The sequence below is a fragment of the Chryseosolibacter histidinae genome (genome assembly GCF_018598225.1).
Taxonomy (GTDB): domain Bacteria; phylum Bacteroidota; class Bacteroidia; order Cytophagales; family Cyclobacteriaceae; genus Chryseosolibacter; species Chryseosolibacter histidini.
On sequence record NZ_JAHESF010000016.1, the window covers coordinates 134,765 to 152,498 of the forward strand.

Consider the following 17,734-nt stretch of genomic DNA (forward strand, 5'->3'; position numbering starts at 1 on the left):
TTCAACTCCTGAGATGCAAAGCTCCGCTGGGACTATTAACACCGAAACGAACCGGTAACTGGCCAGCTGGCAACTGGCAACCAATCAAGCTCCCAGCCTCCGCGTAATGAGTCCGTTCACCGTATCGAAGAAAGTGTGTGGCTGCATGGTTCTCCATCGCTCAAGCTGAAGCGTGCCGCCCATGTTGATATAGTTGTCTACGTGGTATTTTTTGAACTCGTCCTGGATGAAGTCAGGGAACGATACAGCGGCGATCCATCCGTCTTCCACATCGTCGAACCATTCTTCGTAATAGCAATCGTCTGAGCCGTGAAAGTTCATGATGTTCTCGCCGATGAGGATGAACTTGTTGATGCCTTCCTCCAGCAGCGGCTCTACCACGTTCCGTTTCAGGTTCATGATGTCGTTGTTGATGGCGTCATTCCATTCGCCGATGAACTCTATTACTGTATAACCGGCAGTGTAATCGGTATAAAGGATCTTGACGTACAACGTCTCCGAGCCCATGTAATCCCAGGCCGGATCGATGTAGTAGCCGTAGATCGTCTCCGAATAAACGTCGTGGTTGTATTGTTTTCCGTAAAAGGGCGATCGGTCGTCCCGCGAAGAATCGTAGTAGTTTAACCAGTTATAATATGGTTCAATTTCGTGCATGGCCTTTCCGGCTTTCCACAGCCTTACGCACAGAACCGTGTTCCTTGAGTAATTGTTCTGCTTCAGCGTCGGAAATGCCTAGCTCTTCCATAACCATTTTTGTGCCGCGGCCGATAAGCTTATTGTTGGTGAGCTGCATGTCTACCATCTTGTTGCCTTTCACCCTTCCGAGCTTCACCATGGCCGAAGTGGAGATCATATTGAGGATGAGCTTTTGCGCCGTGCCGGACTTCATGCGGGTACTGCCGGTCACGAACTCTGCGCCAACCACCACTTCGATCGGGAAATCTGACTGCTTGCCAATTTCGGTACCGGTGTTACAAGCGATGCATCCGGTTACGATGCCGTGCGCGCGTGCGTCTTTCAGTCCGCCCACAACGTAAGGGGTGCGGCCTGAGGCGGCAATACCGATCAGCACGTCTTTATCGGTGATGTTGTGCGCCTGAAGATCTTTCCAGGCCTGGGCCACATCGTCTTCGGCATGCTCTACTGCCTTGCGGATGGCAGCGTCTCCACCGGCGATCAGTCCGATCACTTTTCCCTGCGGCATTCCGTACGTGGGCGGGATCTCGGAAGCATCCACCACACCAAGCCGGCCGCTCGTTCCTGCGCCGATATAGAATAATCTTCCTCCGTCTTTCATTTTTTTCACCACCTCATTCACCAGGGCTTCGATCTGCGGGATCACCTTCTCAATGGCAAGGGGAACGGTTTTGTCTTCCTTGTTGATGTTCACCAGCAGGTCGCGCACGCTCATTTTTTCAAGATCGCTGTAGTAGGATGAAGATTCTGTTGTTGTCATTTAATAATAGTGATTCAATGTTGAAAGAAAATTGTAAAGGTACGAGGTACGATTTACGAGGTACGATTACGATTCAGATTCAGATTGAGGATCCCTCCTCGTACTTCGTAAATAGTATTTCGTACTTCATTCATTATCGCTCTGGTGGAACAAGGTCAGCCCTGCGATGGGTCCCTCCAGGATGTTCTTCACGGTAATGCCTTTGTCATTGGCAACCTGCCTCAGGATGTCGCTGAAGTAGAAGGCTATCGAACCTGTGAAATGCACTTTCAGGTTTTGATAGTTGTCGTACTTCATCACGTTGTTCTCATAGAATTCGGCAAAGCTGTCGTAAATGAGCTTATAGCAATATGGGTCGTCGAGATGCTGGAAGATGAACTTGGCGAAGCTGGCGAGGAAGGCGCTGGGCTTTTCCTGCTGGTAAACCTTTTCAAGGAATTCTTCGCGCGAAAGCGGAAACCGCACGTGAAATTGGTCGGCCAGTTTTTCGGGCATCACTTTCCGGAGATAATCCACCAGGAACTTCCTGCCGATGTTTGCGCCGGAACCTTCGTCGGCCAGGATCCAGCCCAGGTTGGCAACGTTGCCGATGATCTTCTCACCATCATAGAGGCAGGAGTTTGAGCCGGTGCCCATGATGCAGGCAATACCCGGTTCATGACCGCACAAAGCACGGGCTGCCGCCAGCAGATCCCACCCGATCTCGATCTGTGCTTCGGGAAAGAACTCCAGGAAGGCACTTTTGATGGTAAGCTGATTTTTTACCGACGAAACGCCGGCGCCATAAAAAAAGATCTTCTGAACGGGGTCTGCATTGATCTTCGGAAGCAGTATTTCCTGAACATTCTTCTTCAGGTCTTCGATGGGTTGGTAGTAGGGATTAAATCCGGGGGCGCTGGCCTGCCCTATGGATCCGTCTTTCTGAATGAGTCTCCAGTCTGTTTTGGAGCCTCCGCTGTCGGCTATAAGAATCATGTTAAGGTCGCTGGTATGTTCAGGTCTCTTTAGTATGATGCAAAGCTATAACATGAATCCAATACTAAAAACAATCGTGCCCTGTGTGTCTGTGTGTTTTCGGAAAATTGAAAGCTTTTAACTTTTAAGTCGCCCGATTACTTTGAATTTATCGAACACATTCTCGTTGTGAGGGGCATCTTTGAGCTCGTCAGTCAGATCCTGGCCTGCCCAGTGTTCATAATGTTTGCCGTTTCGCCAGAGCCTGGAAGAAGTTACATCGTAAACAAGACCCCGAAGGGCCACCCAGATCTCGGGTTTATCCTGCCCGTTCCGGAGGGCGAGCTGGGCACGGGTGATCACGGGCAGCAGGTCGTCGTTCACCGTGCGTTCAGGTGGTTAAAATCTTTCACAATGGTATACAGGAATTGCGCCGGCGCCAGGTCTGTCTGCACGCCCAGCAGCGACTTGATCTTGTCGGTCACCATGAGCACGGGCTGCATATTGCCGTGGTTGGTATTGGCATCGAGCGCGCGCTGGATGAGCTCGATGTCACGGCTTGCGAGCTGGACCACCTGCGGGAACACAGGCACGTAAGTATCTTCAGGAGAGATGAACACCTCGCTGGCAGTGATCTCTTTCTGGGCGATGAGCTTCACCACACAAGTGCCCGCCACCACATCGCCCACGCGCTGGCCTCTTCCGTTGGTGGCGATGGCGATGACGGCGATCGCGCCCGACAGGATGTGAAAGTCGATGAGGCTGAAGACCCACCGCAGCAGGTAGTTACCAACGCCAGGTTGTGTGCCATCCACCCGCACCACCTGGATGTTCATCACACGTTTGCCCGGGCTTTGACCGTTCATAAAAATCTCGAACATTAAGTGGTAGAGGAACCACGGCATCACCAGGAATACGATCCATGGCCACACCACATCAAGATCCATATTGACGAACGCGGCGATCACGGCTATTGCATACGCGATCAGGATGGCCAGGTCAAGCAGGTAAGCCACGATCCGGTCGCCAACACTGGCAATGGGATATTGGATGGAAACATTCTGGGTTGTCTGTACACTTATAGTTTGCATCTGCTCAAAAATTCGATAACTTTTCCGCAATTAAACCAACACTCTACAAATTTCGGAATATGAAGTTAAACCTCCTTGCCTGTGTAAGTTTGTTTTTTATTGCAGCAGGCTGCGTCACCACCGCTGAAAATAAAAAAGACTACGCTTCCCTGCCTGACGATCAGTTGAAACGGATCGCCGACTCGCTGGCCCAGACCTACATCATCACCGATGGTCACGTAGACCTGCCCTACCGGCTGAATGTCAAGCATTTCAGGCTGGAGCGCGAATACCTCGGCATCCCGGTGAGCTCTACGGAAGGAGACTTCGATTACGAGCGCGCAAAAAAGGGAGGGCTTGATGCACCTTTCATGTCTATTTACATCCCTTCAAGATACCAGGCACAACCCGACATGGGCAAAGTGCTGGCCGATTCGCTGATCACCATGATCGAGGGTATTGCACAGGCTCACCCCGACAAGTTCGCGCTGGCCCGTACGCCCGCTGAAGTGGAGGAGAACACCAAAGCCGGTAAGATCTCATTGCCCCTGGGCATGGAGAACGGCGCGCCGGTAGGCAACGACCTCGCCAATGTGAAATATTTTTACGACCGTGGCATTCGCTACATCACGCTGACGCACGGCAAAGACAACCAGATCTGCGACTCATCTTATGACACCCTGAATACCTGGAAGGGTTTAAGCCCTTTCGGCGAGCAGGTAGTGGCCGAAATGAACCGCGTGGGCATCATGGTGGATATATCGCACGTTTCTGACAGCACTTTCTTCGATGTGGTGAAGCTTACCAAGGCACCGGTGATCGCATCGCATTCGTCCTGCCGCTTCTTCACGCCCGGCTTTCAGCGCAATATGTCAGACGAGATGATCAAGACCCTGGGCGCCAACGGTGGCGTGATCCAGATCAACTTCGGCGCTTCTTTCCTCGACTCCGTAGCGCGCCAGAACAAAACACTGCACGACTCATTGACGAAGATCCTGGAAGAGAAGAAGCTTACCTCTGCCGATCCTGAAGCACAACCGATCATCGAACAATTCGGCAAGCAGCACAAGGAGCTGTTCTCGGACGTAGAGCGCGTGGCCGATCACATAGACCATGTGGTGAAGCTGGCGGGTATCAATCACGTTGGCATCGGCTCTGATTACGACGGTGTGGGCGACAGCCTCCCCTACGGCCTCAAGGATGTTTCAGCGTATCCCAACCTGATCGCAGTGCTGCTCAAACGGGGCTATTCGCCCGAAGACATCAGCAAGATCTGCTACAAGAACGTATTCAGGGTCTGGAACAAGGTCATCGAGGTTTCGGAACAGTTACAATAGTTCTTTTTACGTCATTAACAACCACAAACCCTTTGAGGGTTCTGAACCCTCAAAGGGCTGAAAGGGTTGAATATGAAAGAAGCAGCATTCGTCAAGCAGAGCAAAGCACGCTGGGAAGAGTTTGAAAAAACCGTGAAAGCCCAGGAGCAGGCATCGCCTGATAAACTGGCTGAGTTGTTCATTCAGGTAACGGACGATCTTTCTTTTTCACGCACCAGGTACCCCGAAAGCCGCACAACGCAGTACCTGAATGCGCTGGCCGGCAAAATTCACCTGCAGATCTACCGGAACAAACGCGAAGACCGCAACCGGTTCATCACCTTCTGGCAATATGAAGTACCCGAAGCGATGTACCACGCGCGTAAACCTTTGTTGTATGCCCTGATCATCTTTGTCATCGCCGGCATCATGGGCGCTGTCTCCACGTTCTATGACGATACGTTTGTCAGGCTCATCCTGGGCGATGGTTACGTGAATCAGACCCTGGAGAATATCAAGGACGGAAACCCCACCGGGATCTATTCGAGCATGGGTCCGGTGACCATGTTCTTCTTCATCACCTGGAACAATGTGATGGTGGCCTTCCGTGTTTTTGTCTTTGGTGTGTTTGCCTCCATCGGCACCGGATTCTACCTCTTCTACAATGCGCTGATGGTGGGCACCTTCATCATGTTCTTTTACAACGAAAATCAGCTGGCCCAGGCGCTGCCCGTGATCATGCTTCATGGAACCATCGAGCTGTCGTCTATCGTTATTGCGGCCGCGGCGGGTTTTACCATGGGCAACAGCCTGATCTTTCCCGGCACCTATTCACGACTGGTTTCGTTCAGGCAAGGTGGTATCCAGGGCCTGAAGATCATCATCGGCCTGGTGCCCTTTTTCGTGATCGCCGGATTCATTGAATCATTTGTAACGCGCCATGCGTTTATGCATTGGAGTATCAAGGCGCTGATCATAGGGGTTTCGGCGTTGATCATGGTGTATTACTTTGTTGTATATCCTCACAGACTCAAAAAAAATGGAAAATTTCACACTCATTGATTATCATCAGACGCGTGACTTCAGCCGTAAGATGAATGTCACTTTTGAATTTGTGCGGCAGAACTTCAAACCGTTGGGCAAAAGCATTTTGTTCATTGCCGGTCCGCCGGTGCTGCTGGCCAGCCTGCTGATGGGCTCGTTCTTTAACGACATGTTCAGCGCCTCCTTTTCCATGGGCCGCGGCAGCAATCCGGAGGTGATCCGTGACATGTTCTTGACCCCCAACTTCTGGCTGCAGTTGCTGCTGATGTGTGTTTTCCTCATGGTCAGTACAGTGGCTACCATCGCCACCATCAACAATTACATTCTGCTCTACGAAGAAAGGAAGACCAACCGCATTGAAGTGGGAGATGTGTGGGGCCGCGTGCGCGATACCTTCTGGATGTATTTTGGCACCGCTTTACTTTTCACCATCGTGTCGATCGCCGTGTACATAGCAATGGTCATCCCGGTGGTTTTGCTCGCCAATGTTTCTCTTGTGCTGATCGTTTTCGGCGGCATGGCCCTGTTCTGTCTGCTGGTTTACCTGCTCTTCAGCAGCTCGCTGGTCTTCATTATCCGTGCCTATGAACGCATCGGTTTCTTTGCGGCGCTCGCCCGGTCTTTTAAACTTGTACAGGGAAAATGGTGGAGCACCTTCGGGCTTATCATCGTGCTTTATATTATCGTGGTGGTCGTTTCTTATGTGTTCATGATCCCCTGGTATGTGATCACGCTGGTTTCCAGCCTGCACAACGCAGGTGTGGAAGGGGTTGGAGAGCCAACCTCGGGATTTCAGACCATTTCGCTCATCTTTCTCACGCTCTACTACCTGGCCCAGATGGTGATGTACACCCTGCCCAACGTTGGGATTGCCTTTCAGTACTTTAACCTGGTGGAGCGCAAGGAGGCAAAAGGGCTGATGAGCCAGATCGGTTCCATTGGCCAGGCACCTGCGCCAACACCTTCTTCCGCACCCGACGAGCACTACTAAAGGCCAGCGCGTGTGAAGACCCTTTTAACATTTTCTATTCTTTTATTCCTGGCGATCATCCCGTCGCACGCACAGGACGACAGCACCTTCGCGGATGCCGACACAACCGTTGTGACGGAGGGGGACGGAAACATTTCCCGGGAAGAAAGCAACGAAGCGACGATGATCCGCATTCCGCCCGACTCGCTGCAGATAAATCAGCGGTCGTTCAGCGAAGAGCAGGTTCGGCGCCTCCAATCAGATCCTGATCTCGACTATGAGCAACCGCCTACCGTGGCAGAAAGCCTGTGGGACAGGTTTTGGGCGTGGGTCAGATACCTGATGGGCAAGTTGTTCACGGGCGCTGTTACCACCGACTGGGGAAGGCTGATCGTTTATACAATAGCCCTGGCGTTGCTCGTGGCACTGGTGATGCTGATGCTCAAAGTGAACGCCTTCAAAATTCTCTATTCGGGGCAGGGCGCAGCGCAGCAATACCAGGTGCTTGACGAGAACATCCACGAAATGGACTTCGATAAGCTCATCCAGGAGGCCGCAGACCGGCAGGACTATCGCCGGGGTATCAGGCTCTTGTTCCTTTATGCCCTGAAGCTTCTTTCAGATAAGCAGCTGATCCACTGGGAGTCAGGAAAGACCAACCACGAGTACGTGGGCGAGCTGCGCAAGGGCGAGCTGCGCAATGGCCTCAACGAGCTGAGCTTCTACTTCGACTATGCCTGGTACGGGAACTTTGCGATCAATAGCGATACCTTCGGCAAAGCGCAGAACACTTTTGTGGATTGGAAAAGTAAGTTAGGCTGACCGTTGCATGCGTAAGGACTGGAAATATATCATCTATGTGGTAGGAGCGATCAGTCTCTTTGTGGCCGTCAAGCTATTAGGCCCCAAGCAGTATAACTGGTCGGTAACCCTGGCCCACGACGATAAAAATCCCTACGGCACCTATGCCCTGAACGAACTGTTGCCAGCCCTCTTCGAAGGAAAACACATCGCTAATTCGTATCAAACGCTGTATGAGCTGAAAGATTCGCTGCAGGCAGGAGAGAACATCATCATCTTTGGCTCACGGGTAAGCTGCGATAAAGAAGACGCCGACGTGCTGCTGGAGCACGCAGCCAGGGGTGGTACTGCATTTATTTCGGCAGAATATTTCCAGGGGCACCTGGCAGACACCCTCAACCTTGGCACGTACGACTATCTGTTCAGTCGTGATGAGCGATTTACCCGTAACGACACATCTTACCTGAAGTTAACCAACCGGTACCTCGACACCACGGCGCACTTTATGTTCAAGCGTGATAACATCCACAATTATTTCGACAGCTTCGATAGCACCCGTACCACCGTTATTGCCAGGAACGACTACGGCTGGCCTGTCACCATCCGCATGGCGTGGGGCAAGGGTCATCTTATTCTGAACAGCACACCGCTGGCCTTCACCAATATCTATTTGCTGGACAGCACGAATTACGAATTTGCTTCAAAAACACTTTCGTATCTGCAGCCCGGTGATGTGCAATGGACGGAATACTATCACCTGGGCAGAATGGAATCCAAAACTCCGCTGCGGTTCATTCTCACCAGTGAGCCACTCGCATGGGCTTATTATATTGTGATTTTTCGGTGATCCTGTTCATGCTGTTCGAGGCCAAACGCAAACAGCGGATCATCCCCGTGATCAAACCGCTGGCCAACACGTCGCTTGAATTTGTGTCGACCATCGGCAACCTGTATTACCAGAATGGCGACCACAGGAATCTGGCGGAAAAGAAAGTCAGTTTTCTGCTGGAGCAGATCCGTTCAAAATACCTGCTGAAGACCAACCAGCTCAACGACGAGTTTTTCACGGCCCTGGCCAGTAAATCAGGCAATCGCAAAGAAGACATAGAGGAGCTGTTCAAAACGATCTCTTTTATATCGACCTCGACTGTGATCTCTGCCGGTCAGCTGGTGGATTTGAATAATAAGATCGAGAGATTCAATGCAGGAAATGCAGGGTTCACGCAAAGCCGCAAAGAAGCGCAAAGAAATCGCAAAGAAATTAAATGACAGAAGACGAACTTTCATATAAGGTAATTGGAATAGCGCTTGAGCTGCATAAAAAGGTAGGCCCTGGACTGCTCGAGTCTGCTTATGAAAGTGCGCTCGCTTACGACCTGATAGAGGGCGGCCTTAGTATTCAAAGACAGGTACCGATGCCATTTATTTATAAGGAACTTAAAATGGATATTGGCTATCGGGTAGATATTATAGTTAATGACAAGCTGATCATAGAGATAAAGTCAGTTGAAATGCTTGAACCAGTACATCACGCGCAAGTCTTAACCTATCTAAAGCTCTCGGGCATGAAGCTAGGTTTGTTGATTAACTTCAACACAAAAATGCTAAAAAGCGGAATTCATCGAATCGTTAATAACGTATAAAAAAAATCTTAGCGTTCTTTGCGAATATCTTTTGCGCTCTTTGCGTGAACGGTATTTGAATGCAGGGTTCACGCAAAGCCGCAAAGAAGCGCAAAGCACGTAAAGGCTTAGCTAGGTTTGCTGATTTAATTTTATTACAAAATACTAAAAAGCAGAATTCATCGAATCGTTAATAACTTATAAAAAAAATCTTAGCGTTCTTTGTGAAATATCTTTGCGCTCTTTGCGTGAACGGTATTCCCATCAGAACCCAACCCTTTAACTCATGGAAGAAAAAGTTTTTGCAAATCGTGTTGACCTCAGCGCACTGAATGAAAGCCTGGTGCGCGTGCGTGCGGAGATCGGCAAAGTGATCGTTGGCCAGACCAACATGATCGATCTGCTGGTGGCCGCCATCCTGGCCGATGGTCATGTGCTCATCGAAGGGGTGCCAGGCGTCGCCAAAACACTCACCGCAAAACTTCTTTCGCGGGTGATCTCTGTAAACTTTTCCCGCATTCAGTTCACACCTGACCTCATGCCATCAGATGTTCTGGGTACCTCAGTGTTCAACGTGAAACGATCCGAGTTTGAATTCAAAGCCGGGCCTATCTTCTCGAACATTGTGCTGATCGATGAGATCAACCGCGCTCCTGCCAAAACACAGGCAGCGCTCTTCGAGGTGATGGAAGAACGACAGGTGACCGTAGATGGCAACACTTACAAAATGGAGGCACCGTACATCGTGGTGGCTACGCAAAACCCGATCGAGCATGAAGGCACCTATCGTTTGCCCGAAGCGCAGCTCGACCGGTTCCTGTTCAAGATCCAGGTAGACTATCCGAACCTGGAAGAAGAGATCGCCATCATCAACGGGCATCACCAGCGCAGGGGTGCTGTTCCCACCAGCGATGTCGCTCCCGTACTCACTGCCGAACAGATCAAAAATTATCGCGCCGTGGTGCAGCAGATCCACCTCGAAGAAAATATTATCCGTTATATCGGCCAGATCATTCACGAAACACGCAGCAACCCGTCGCTGTTCCTCGGCGCCTCGCCAAGAGCTTCCGTGGCCCTGCTCAACAGCGCCAAGGCATATGCCGCCATCAACGGTCGCGATTTTGTTACACCGGAAGATATCAAGTCCATGGCCGCGCCGGTGTTGCGCCACCGCGTTATGCTCACGCCCGACAAGGAGATGGAAGGCGTTACCACCGATGAGATCCTGAAGCAGATCATAGACAAGATCGAAGTGCCCCGCTAGTGAAACTGCTTCGAAGCCTATATCTCGGCAACAGGTTCTTCCTGGCCTCGGGTGTGATCGCTGCCTGTTTCATTGCGACCTTCATACTGGGCGGTTACATCGTTGTGCCGAAGGTGCTGTTCTTCATCGCTGGTGCCCTGGTGCTCACGGACCTGCTGCTGCTCTATCGTACACAAAAAGGTATGCAAGGCCATCGGTTCACACCGGAGAAGCTTTCGAACGGCGACGATAACGAGCTGAGGATCTACCTCGAAAATTTTTATGCTTTTGTGGTGTCGGTGCGCGTGATCGATGAGATCCCTCACCAGTTCCAACGCCGCGATGTGAGCTTTTACCTGCAGGTGCAACCCGGCGATAACAAAACCATACGGTATTACCTGCGACCGGTAAAACGTGGTGAATATTCTTTTGGCGCTGTGAATGTATTTGTGAGCTCTCCCTTGGGACTTTTGCTGCGGCGGTTCACGTTCTCTGCCAATAAGACGGTGCCGGTGTACCCTTCTTACATCCAGATGCGCAAATATGAGCTGCTGGCCATCTCCAATCGCCTGACAGAAACCGGCATCAAGAAGATCAGGCGCATCGGGCACAACCTCGAGTTCGAGCTCATCAAGGAATACGTCAGCGGAGACGATTTCAGAACCATCAACTGGAAGGCTACGGCCAGAAAAGAACGTTTGATGGTGAATCATTTTCAGGATGAGCGTTCACAGCAGGTATACAGCCTCATCGACAAAGGCAGGGTGATGCGTATGCCCTTTGACGGGATGAGCCTGCTCGACTATGCCATCAACGCCAGCCTGGTGATCTCCAACATTGCGATCAAACGATCGGACAAGGCCGGCATACTCACTTTTCAGGATAAGGTGGGCACGCTTGTTCCGGCAAGCCGCACCAGCAACCAGATGGGCCGGATCCTTGAAGTTTTGTACAATCAGAAAACCGCCTACCGCGAGACTGACTTTTCCATTGTTCATAACTATATTCGTAGGAAGATCACCCAACGGAGCCTGTTGCTGCTGTATACAAACTTTGAATCGATGTATAGCTTGCAACGGCAGCTGCCCTATCTTCAGGGACTCGCCAGGCTTCATTTGCTGGTAGTGATCTTTTTTGAAAATACAGAAATGAAAAACCTGATAGAACAGCCCGCCGGCGACCTGCGGGAAGTTTATCATAAGGCTATCGCGGAAAAATTTACCCTTGAGAAAAAACAGATCGTTAAAGAGCTGAAAAAACACGGTATTCAGGCGGTACTTACCACACCCCAGCAGCTGACGGTGGCTACCATTAACAAGTATCTGGAATTAAAGGCAAGGGGGTTGATATAAATTCGGCACTGCTTTTCGTTGTCTGAGAGCAGGCGGGCATGGAGATTGATACACGTTGCGGTACTACCTATGAGATCTATCTACAGATTAGGATTTTGTACGTTCATGCTGTTGCTGCAGTGCGGTATCACGCTCGCCCAACACGCCATGAGCATCAGGCCGCGGCGACCCATCATCTGCTATCACAGCAACAAAAACAATCCTGATCACATTCCGGCACCCCGGCAGTTAGCTGCCCGCACAAAAACCGCGGAATTCCAGGTAGAGTACATCAATTTCCCCGCAGACAACCAGGCCCGCATTGCGTTTCAGCGCGCCGTTGACATCTGGGCTGCGCAGCTCAACTCAACCATCCCCATTAAGATCAGGGCACAGTGGCAGTCGCTCAGTCCCGGTGTGCTGGGCCAGGCAGTGTGGGGTTCGGCCCACGCCAATTTTGACGGCGCACCCAATCTCAATACCTTTTATCCCGTGGCGCTGGCGGAGAAGATCGCCGGCCGGGAGCTCAATGAACCTGACGATCCCGAGATCGTTGCTTCCTTCAACAGCGGTACAAACTGGTATTTCGGCATCGATGGCAACACACCTACGGGTAAAATGGATCTTGTCACCATTGTGCTACATGAGATCGCGCATGGACTGGGCTTTACAGATACCTATGATGTTGTGAATACGCAGGGAAGTGTTGGCCTTGGCAATGACGATCCGCCCCTGATCTATGATCTTTTTGTGGAAAACGGCACCGGCCAGAAACTGTTCACTGAATTTGTTTCTCCTTCGGCAGCCATGGGTACACAGCTGACCAGCAACAGCATCTTTTATAATTCACCGCTGGCGACTGCGGGGGCCAGCGGTGCACGCCCAAGACTTTTTGCGCCCTCACCTTTCGATGGTGGCTCCAGCATCGCCCACCTCAATGAAAATACTTACAACGCTGCCGGAGACCCCAACCGACTGATGACTCCGCAGATCGACTTTGCAGAATCTATTCACAACCCGGGGCCTATCCTGCTGAACATCTTCAAAGACATGGGCTGGGTGTTCACCAAGATCCAGCACGAAAGACTCAGAGACACCGAACGCAAGGATGGCGCGCCGTATATCGTTAAGGCGAAGATCCTGAGTGATAACGGTTACCTGCCCGATCAGCTGAAACTGGTCTACACCACAGACAACGTCACGTTCACACAGGTGGCCATGACACCCACCGGCGTCACCAACGAATTCCAGGCTTCGCTTCCCGGCGTTACCACCAACTGGGGTTATGGATATTATATTTCCGTGACGGATGTGCTGAACAGAACGTTCACCAATCCCGGAAAGATCCAGACGCAAAAGCAACAACCGGTGCAAGACCTGATCGTTTTTAACATCGGCACCGATAGCCAGGCGCCCGAAATTGTTCACACACCTGTAGACTACATCTTCAACGATGAAACAGAACTGGCGATCGAAGCCACCATCACCGATAACCTTGCCGTGCAGCAGGCGAGGATCGAATACAGCATCAACGGAGGCGCCCTGCAGCAACAGGCGATGCAGAAGGTCACTGCCGGCGATGATATTTACAGAACGCTGATCAGCATACCGCCGGGCCTTGCCATTGGCAACAGCATCGAATACAGGATCGTGGCCACAGACAACAGTGCAGGCGCTAACGTGGCCACCGCTCCGGGCAATGGCAACTATTCCGTGCTGATCACAGGCATCATGGCCGTGCGGGATGCTTACGTCACTGACTTCAACCAGACCTCTGTCGATTTTATCGGCAGCGGCCTGCGCATGGCAACACCTTCGGGTTTTACGAACGCGGCGATCCATTCCGATCATCCGTATAAAGATGGCTCTGGTATAAACAATGAGAGTAACTATATTTATCAGCTCCAGATCCCCATTCGCCTCAACGCCGGCAACCCTTTCATTCAGTTTGATGAGGTTGTTCTGGTCGAGCCCAGCAAGAGTGGTGCTGTTTTTGGCGACGTCGACTTTTATGATTACGTGATCGTGGAAGGATCAAAAGATGGTGGCCATACCTGGAAACCTTTTGCCGACGGATATAACGCCCGCGCTGATGCCGCATGGCTTGCCCGTTACAACCTGAATATCAGTCATGACAACTCGCTCTCCACGGGTAATCCACAGCTGTTCAGGAAACGCACCATCAACATGCTGGAGAAAAATGTTTTTGCGGCAGGCGATGAAGTGCTGATCCGCTTCAGGCTCTTTGCCGATCAGGCAGCACACGGATGGGGATGGGCCATCGATAATCTTTCCATTCAGGGCCCGGTCACCGGCATCGAAGCTTCTATAGCAACCACTTTTGCTGCCTATCCGAATCCCGCCACGCGCGACGTTACCCTCGAGTTTTGGTTGTCGCACAGTGACCAGGTAAAGATCCAGGTGGTGGACCCCAGCGGTCAGGTTGTGCTCAACGATGAATGGGCGATAGGACCCTATAACACAACCCATCAGATGGACATCAGCACGCTGCAGGCAGGACTCTACTTCATCAGGGCAACGAGTGGCGAAGAAACGGTCATTCGAAAGCTCGTTAAGGTAAACGAGTAAAGTCTCAGGTACGAAGTACGATCCCGATAGCTATCGGAAACGAGGTACGGAACTCAGATATTCTGCTTCTTCATCTCACTCACCGCATAATCACAGGCCCGTGCCGTGAGCGCCATATAAGTCAACGATGGATTTACACAGGCCGTTGAGGTCATGCACGATCCGTCTGAGATGAAAACATTTTTCACGGCGTGCATCTGGTTGAACGCGTTGAGCACCGATGTTTTTGGATCGCGGCCCATACGTGCCGTACCCATTTCGTGGTTGGCGTTTCCGGGGAAAGATGTATTCACCAAAGGCTTCACCTTTTTGTATCCTGCAGCTTCCAGCATCTCGGCGGCGGAGGCAGCCATATCCTGTTGCATGGCCTTCTCGTTGTCTTTGAACTCACAGTCGATGGTGATGGTGTTTCTTCCGTATTTGTCTTTCTGATTGGTGTTGAGCGTGACACGGTTATCGGCATAAGGCAAACATTCGCCAAAGCCTCCGAGGTTGATGCGCCACGGTCCAGGTGTTTGAATGCTTTCTTTCAGCGCCGCCCCGATATCGTCTCCGAACCTTTGATCGAACCATCCCGCACGCCCTGCGCTGCCCATGAGGCCGAAGCCCCTGATGTAATCGGTACGTTTGTCATGCAGGTTCCGGTATCGTGGCACATAAAGGCCGTTGGCTCTTCTTCCAAAATAGTATTGGTCTTCAAAACCTTCCACCTGGGCAGATGCACCGGCGTTCTTGTGGTGGTCCATGAGATTTCTTCCTACCTGGTCGCTGTCGTTGCCAAGTCCATTGGGGAAACGGTTCGATGTAGAGTTCAGCAGCAGGAACGTTGTGGCCAGTGTTGCCGCGTTCAGGAACAGGATGCTGGCATAGAACTCGATCACTTCGCTGGTCTCCGTATCGATGATCTCCACACCGGTGGCGCGGCCCTTCTGCTCGTCGTAGATCACCCTGTTCACCAGCGAGTATGGGCGCAAAGTAAGATTGTTGGTGGCAAACGCGGCGGGAAGTGTGCTGGCATTGGTGCTGAAATAGCCGCCATACGGACATCCGCGGTGACACAGGTTGCGATACTGGCAAATGCCCCGGCCTTTGACAGGCTCCGTCAGGTTGGCTACCCTGCCGATGGTCACTTTCCTTTGCGGGAATTTCTTTTCTACCTCCGATTTGAAATGCAGCTCCACACAATTCAGCTCCATCGGCTTCTGCAGTTTTCCGTCGGGGAAATGGCTTAGTCCTTCGGGTTTCCCGCTTACGCCGATAAAAGTTTCCACGTAGTCGTACCACGGCGCCAGGTCTTTGTAGCGGAGGGGCCAGTCGATGCCGTGTCCGTCTTTGGCATTCGCTTCAAAATCGAGGTCTCCCCACCGGTAACAGTGGCGGCCCCACAGCAGTGAACGGCCACCCACCGTATTGCCGCGGATCCAGTCGTACCGCTTTACTTCGGTGTAGGGGTTTTCGAGGTCATTAATATAATAGTGTTTGTTATCGCCCTGAAAGGAGTAATGCCGGTTCTGGATGTGGCACCGTTTCTTGTCTTCTTCGGTGAGGCGTCCGCCGTGCTCCAGCTCCCACGGGTTTTTTGTTGCCGTCTCGTAGTTGGGATGCTCCACGGGCCTGCCACGCTCCAGCATCAATACCTTCAATCCCTTTTCACAAAGCTCTTTTGCTGCCCAACCTCCGCTGATGCCCGAACCCACCACAATGGCGTCATAAGTATTTTGTTGTTTTGCTTTGAGATTAAGATTCATGATTTCTGGCAACTTTAAAACGGATGAAGATGTGAAATTCTTTTAAATCCACGAAAAAGTGTTTTGCAAACGGTGTCAGAAGTGCCGTAAGGTTTCAACCTGGCATATCCCCGTGTCAAACATCAAGACGTGGCGCGCCCCGACTGACCCTGAAATTATTTTTTAAATGGACACGGCTGCCATCAATTCTCTACGAAGCTGGTGGCGGGAAAAAGCATTAACAGGGTCGCAATCAGGCCTATCCGCAGAATTGCGGAGCGCGGTAAAAAAAATCTGGGCAATCATGTGATAACTATCAATCATGGTATATTTTTGCCCAATTTTGTTCACGCCTTTCCAACATATACAATGCCAAGAGACAGAAGTATCCGTTCCGTACTGATCATCGGAAGTGGTCCTATTATCATCGGTCAAGCTTGTGAATTCGATTATTCCGGATCGCAGGCCTCGCGTTCACTTCGCGAAGAGGGTATCGAAGTGGTGCTCATCAACTCGAACCCGGCCACCATCATGACCGATAAGGTGACCGCGGACCACATCTACCTGAAGCCGCTTACAAAAAAATCCATCCGTGAGATCCTGGAGAAGCACCACATCGACGCTGTGCTCCCCACCATGGGCGGACAAACCGCGCTGAATCTTTGTATCGATTGTGATAAGGCCGGTCTGTGGCAGCACTACGGCGTGAGGATCATCGGTGTGGATATCAAGGCGATCGAGACCACGGAAGACCGTGAGAAGTTCCGCCTCAAAATGCACGAGCTCGGTGTAGGTGTTTGTAAAGGTGCCACGGCCACGTCTTTCCTCCAGGGAAAAGAGATTGCGCAGGAGATCGGCTTTCCGCTGGTGATCCGGCCCTCTTATACGCTGGGCGGAACCGGCGGTGGATTTGTGAACGCACCCGAAGATTTTGACGAAGCCCTGAACCGCGGATTGCACGCTTCGCCCATCCACGAAGTGCTGGTGGAGCAAAGCATCATGGGCTGGAAAGAATACGAGCTCGAGCTGCTGCGCGACAGCATCGGCAACGTGATCATTATCTGCTCCATCGAGAACTTTGACCCGATGGGTATTCATACCGGCGACTCCATTACCGTGGCGCCTGCCATGACCCTGCCCGATACCACCTATCAGAAGATGCGCGACCTCGCCATCAAGATGATGAATGGCATCGGTAAATTTGCCGGCGGATGCAACGTTCAGTTCGCGCTGAACCCCGACAACTACGACGAGATCATCGGCATCGAGATCAACCCGCGTGTGTCACGTTCTTCTGCGCTGGCTTCGAAGGCAACGGGATATCCCATCGCCAAGATCGCCGCCAAGCTCGCCATCGGTTACAACCTCGATGAGTTGAAGAACGCCATCACCGGAACCACCACGGCTTACTTCGAACCCGCGCTCGACTATGTGATCGTGAAGATCCCCCGTTGGAACTTCGACAAGTTTCACGGTGCAGACCGCAAGCTCGGCCTGCAGATGAAATCAGTAGGTGAGGCCATGGGTATCGGAAGAAATTTCCAGGAAGCGCTGCAGAAAGCATGTCAGTCGCTGGAGATCAGAAGGAATGGTATCGGTGCTGACGGAAAG

At 51.6% G+C, this 17,734-nt stretch carries 17 protein-coding genes; 11 read left to right on the plus strand and 6 right to left on the minus strand.

Annotated features, from left to right (window positions below):
* Positions 1-84 precede the first annotated feature (84 nt).
* The 5 genes from KK083_RS17440 to KK083_RS17460 form a co-directional block, all read right to left on the minus strand.
* A complete protein-coding gene (locus tag KK083_RS17440; protein ID WP_254165301.1) occupies positions 85-654 on the minus strand; it encodes a hypothetical protein in 570 nt (189 codons plus the stop codon).
* A complete protein-coding gene (gene murQ, locus KK083_RS17445; RefSeq protein ID WP_254165310.1) occupies positions 641-1,456 on the minus strand; it encodes an N-acetylmuramic acid 6-phosphate etherase in 816 nt (271 codons plus the stop codon). Before murQ ends, KK083_RS17440 begins: the two co-directional genes overlap by 14 nt.
* Before the next feature lie 126 nt (positions 1,457-1,582).
* On the minus strand, positions 1,583-2,431 hold the full coding sequence (locus KK083_RS17450) for an N-acetylglucosamine kinase (RefSeq protein WP_254165312.1): 849 nt from the start codon (positions 2,429-2,431) through the stop codon (positions 1,583-1,585).
* A gap of 117 nt (positions 2,432-2,548) precedes the next feature.
* Positions 2,549-2,794, minus strand: coding sequence for a cytochrome b5 domain-containing protein (locus KK083_RS17455; RefSeq protein WP_254165314.1), 246 nt, complete (start codon positions 2,792-2,794; stop codon positions 2,549-2,551).
* The gene (locus tag KK083_RS17460) at positions 2,791-3,501 is read right to left on the minus strand and encodes an RDD family protein (protein WP_254165316.1); all 711 of its coding nucleotides are present in this window, start codon (positions 3,499-3,501) and stop codon (positions 2,791-2,793) included. The genes KK083_RS17455 and KK083_RS17460 overlap by 4 nt, the downstream gene beginning before the upstream one ends.
* Before the next feature lie 59 nt (positions 3,502-3,560).
* Here KK083_RS17460 and KK083_RS17465 point away from each other — a divergent pair, with 59 nt between their 5' ends.
* The 10 genes from KK083_RS17465 to KK083_RS17510 all read left to right on the plus strand — a co-directional run bounded on the left by KK083_RS17465 (position 3,561) and on the right by KK083_RS17510 (position 14,396).
* Entirely contained in the window at positions 3,561-4,817 is a 1,257-nt protein-coding gene (locus KK083_RS17465) for a dipeptidase (protein WP_254165318.1), read from the plus strand.
* A gap of 72 nt (positions 4,818-4,889) precedes the next feature.
* Positions 4,890-5,858, plus strand: coding sequence for a stage II sporulation protein M (locus KK083_RS17470; protein ID WP_254165320.1), 969 nt, complete (start codon positions 4,890-4,892; stop codon positions 5,856-5,858).
* A complete protein-coding gene (locus tag KK083_RS17475) occupies positions 5,836-6,831 on the plus strand; it encodes a hypothetical protein (RefSeq protein WP_254165322.1) in 996 nt (331 codons plus the stop codon). Before KK083_RS17470 ends, KK083_RS17475 begins: the two co-directional genes overlap by 23 nt.
* Before the next feature lie 12 nt (positions 6,832-6,843).
* On the plus strand, positions 6,844-7,632 hold the full coding sequence (locus tag KK083_RS17480) for a DUF4129 domain-containing protein (RefSeq protein ID WP_254165324.1): 789 nt from the start codon (positions 6,844-6,846) through the stop codon (positions 7,630-7,632).
* A gap of 7 nt (positions 7,633-7,639) precedes the next feature.
* Positions 7,640-8,458, plus strand: a complete 819-nt coding sequence (locus KK083_RS17485; RefSeq protein WP_254165326.1) for a DUF4350 domain-containing protein — start codon at positions 7,640-7,642, stop codon at positions 8,456-8,458.
* Positions 8,428-8,880: a DUF4350 family protein gene (locus tag KK083_RS17490; RefSeq protein ID WP_254165328.1), complete on the plus strand. Its 453-nt coding sequence runs from the start codon at positions 8,428-8,430 to the stop codon at positions 8,878-8,880. The genes KK083_RS17485 and KK083_RS17490 overlap by 31 nt, the downstream gene beginning before the upstream one ends.
* Positions 8,877-9,254 (plus strand): GxxExxY protein, encoded by a 378-nt coding sequence (locus KK083_RS17495; protein ID WP_254165330.1) that lies wholly within the window; start codon positions 8,877-8,879, stop codon positions 9,252-9,254. Before KK083_RS17490 ends, KK083_RS17495 begins: the two co-directional genes overlap by 4 nt.
* A gap of 265 nt (positions 9,255-9,519) precedes the next feature.
* Positions 9,520-10,497, plus strand: coding sequence for an AAA family ATPase (locus KK083_RS17500; protein WP_254165332.1), 978 nt, complete (start codon positions 9,520-9,522; stop codon positions 10,495-10,497).
* Positions 10,497-11,828, plus strand: a complete 1,332-nt coding sequence (locus tag KK083_RS17505; protein ID WP_254165334.1) for a DUF58 domain-containing protein — start codon at positions 10,497-10,499, stop codon at positions 11,826-11,828. Before KK083_RS17500 ends, KK083_RS17505 begins: the two co-directional genes overlap by 1 nt.
* 69 nt (positions 11,829-11,897) lie before the next feature.
* The gene (locus KK083_RS17510) at positions 11,898-14,396 is read left to right on the plus strand and encodes a T9SS type A sorting domain-containing protein (RefSeq protein ID WP_254165336.1); all 2,499 of its coding nucleotides are present in this window, start codon (positions 11,898-11,900) and stop codon (positions 14,394-14,396) included.
* Positions 14,397-14,449: 53 nt separating this feature from the next.
* On the opposite strand, the gene KK083_RS17515 is transcribed toward KK083_RS17510, so the two are convergent.
* The gene (locus KK083_RS17515) at positions 14,450-16,144 is read right to left on the minus strand and encodes a GMC oxidoreductase (RefSeq protein WP_254165337.1); all 1,695 of its coding nucleotides are present in this window, start codon (positions 16,142-16,144) and stop codon (positions 14,450-14,452) included.
* 348 nt (positions 16,145-16,492) lie between these two features.
* Here KK083_RS17515 and carB point away from each other — a divergent pair.
* On the plus strand, positions 16,493-17,734 hold a 1,242-nt coding region (gene carB, locus KK083_RS17520; protein ID WP_254165348.1), incomplete at its 3' end, for a carbamoyl-phosphate synthase large subunit.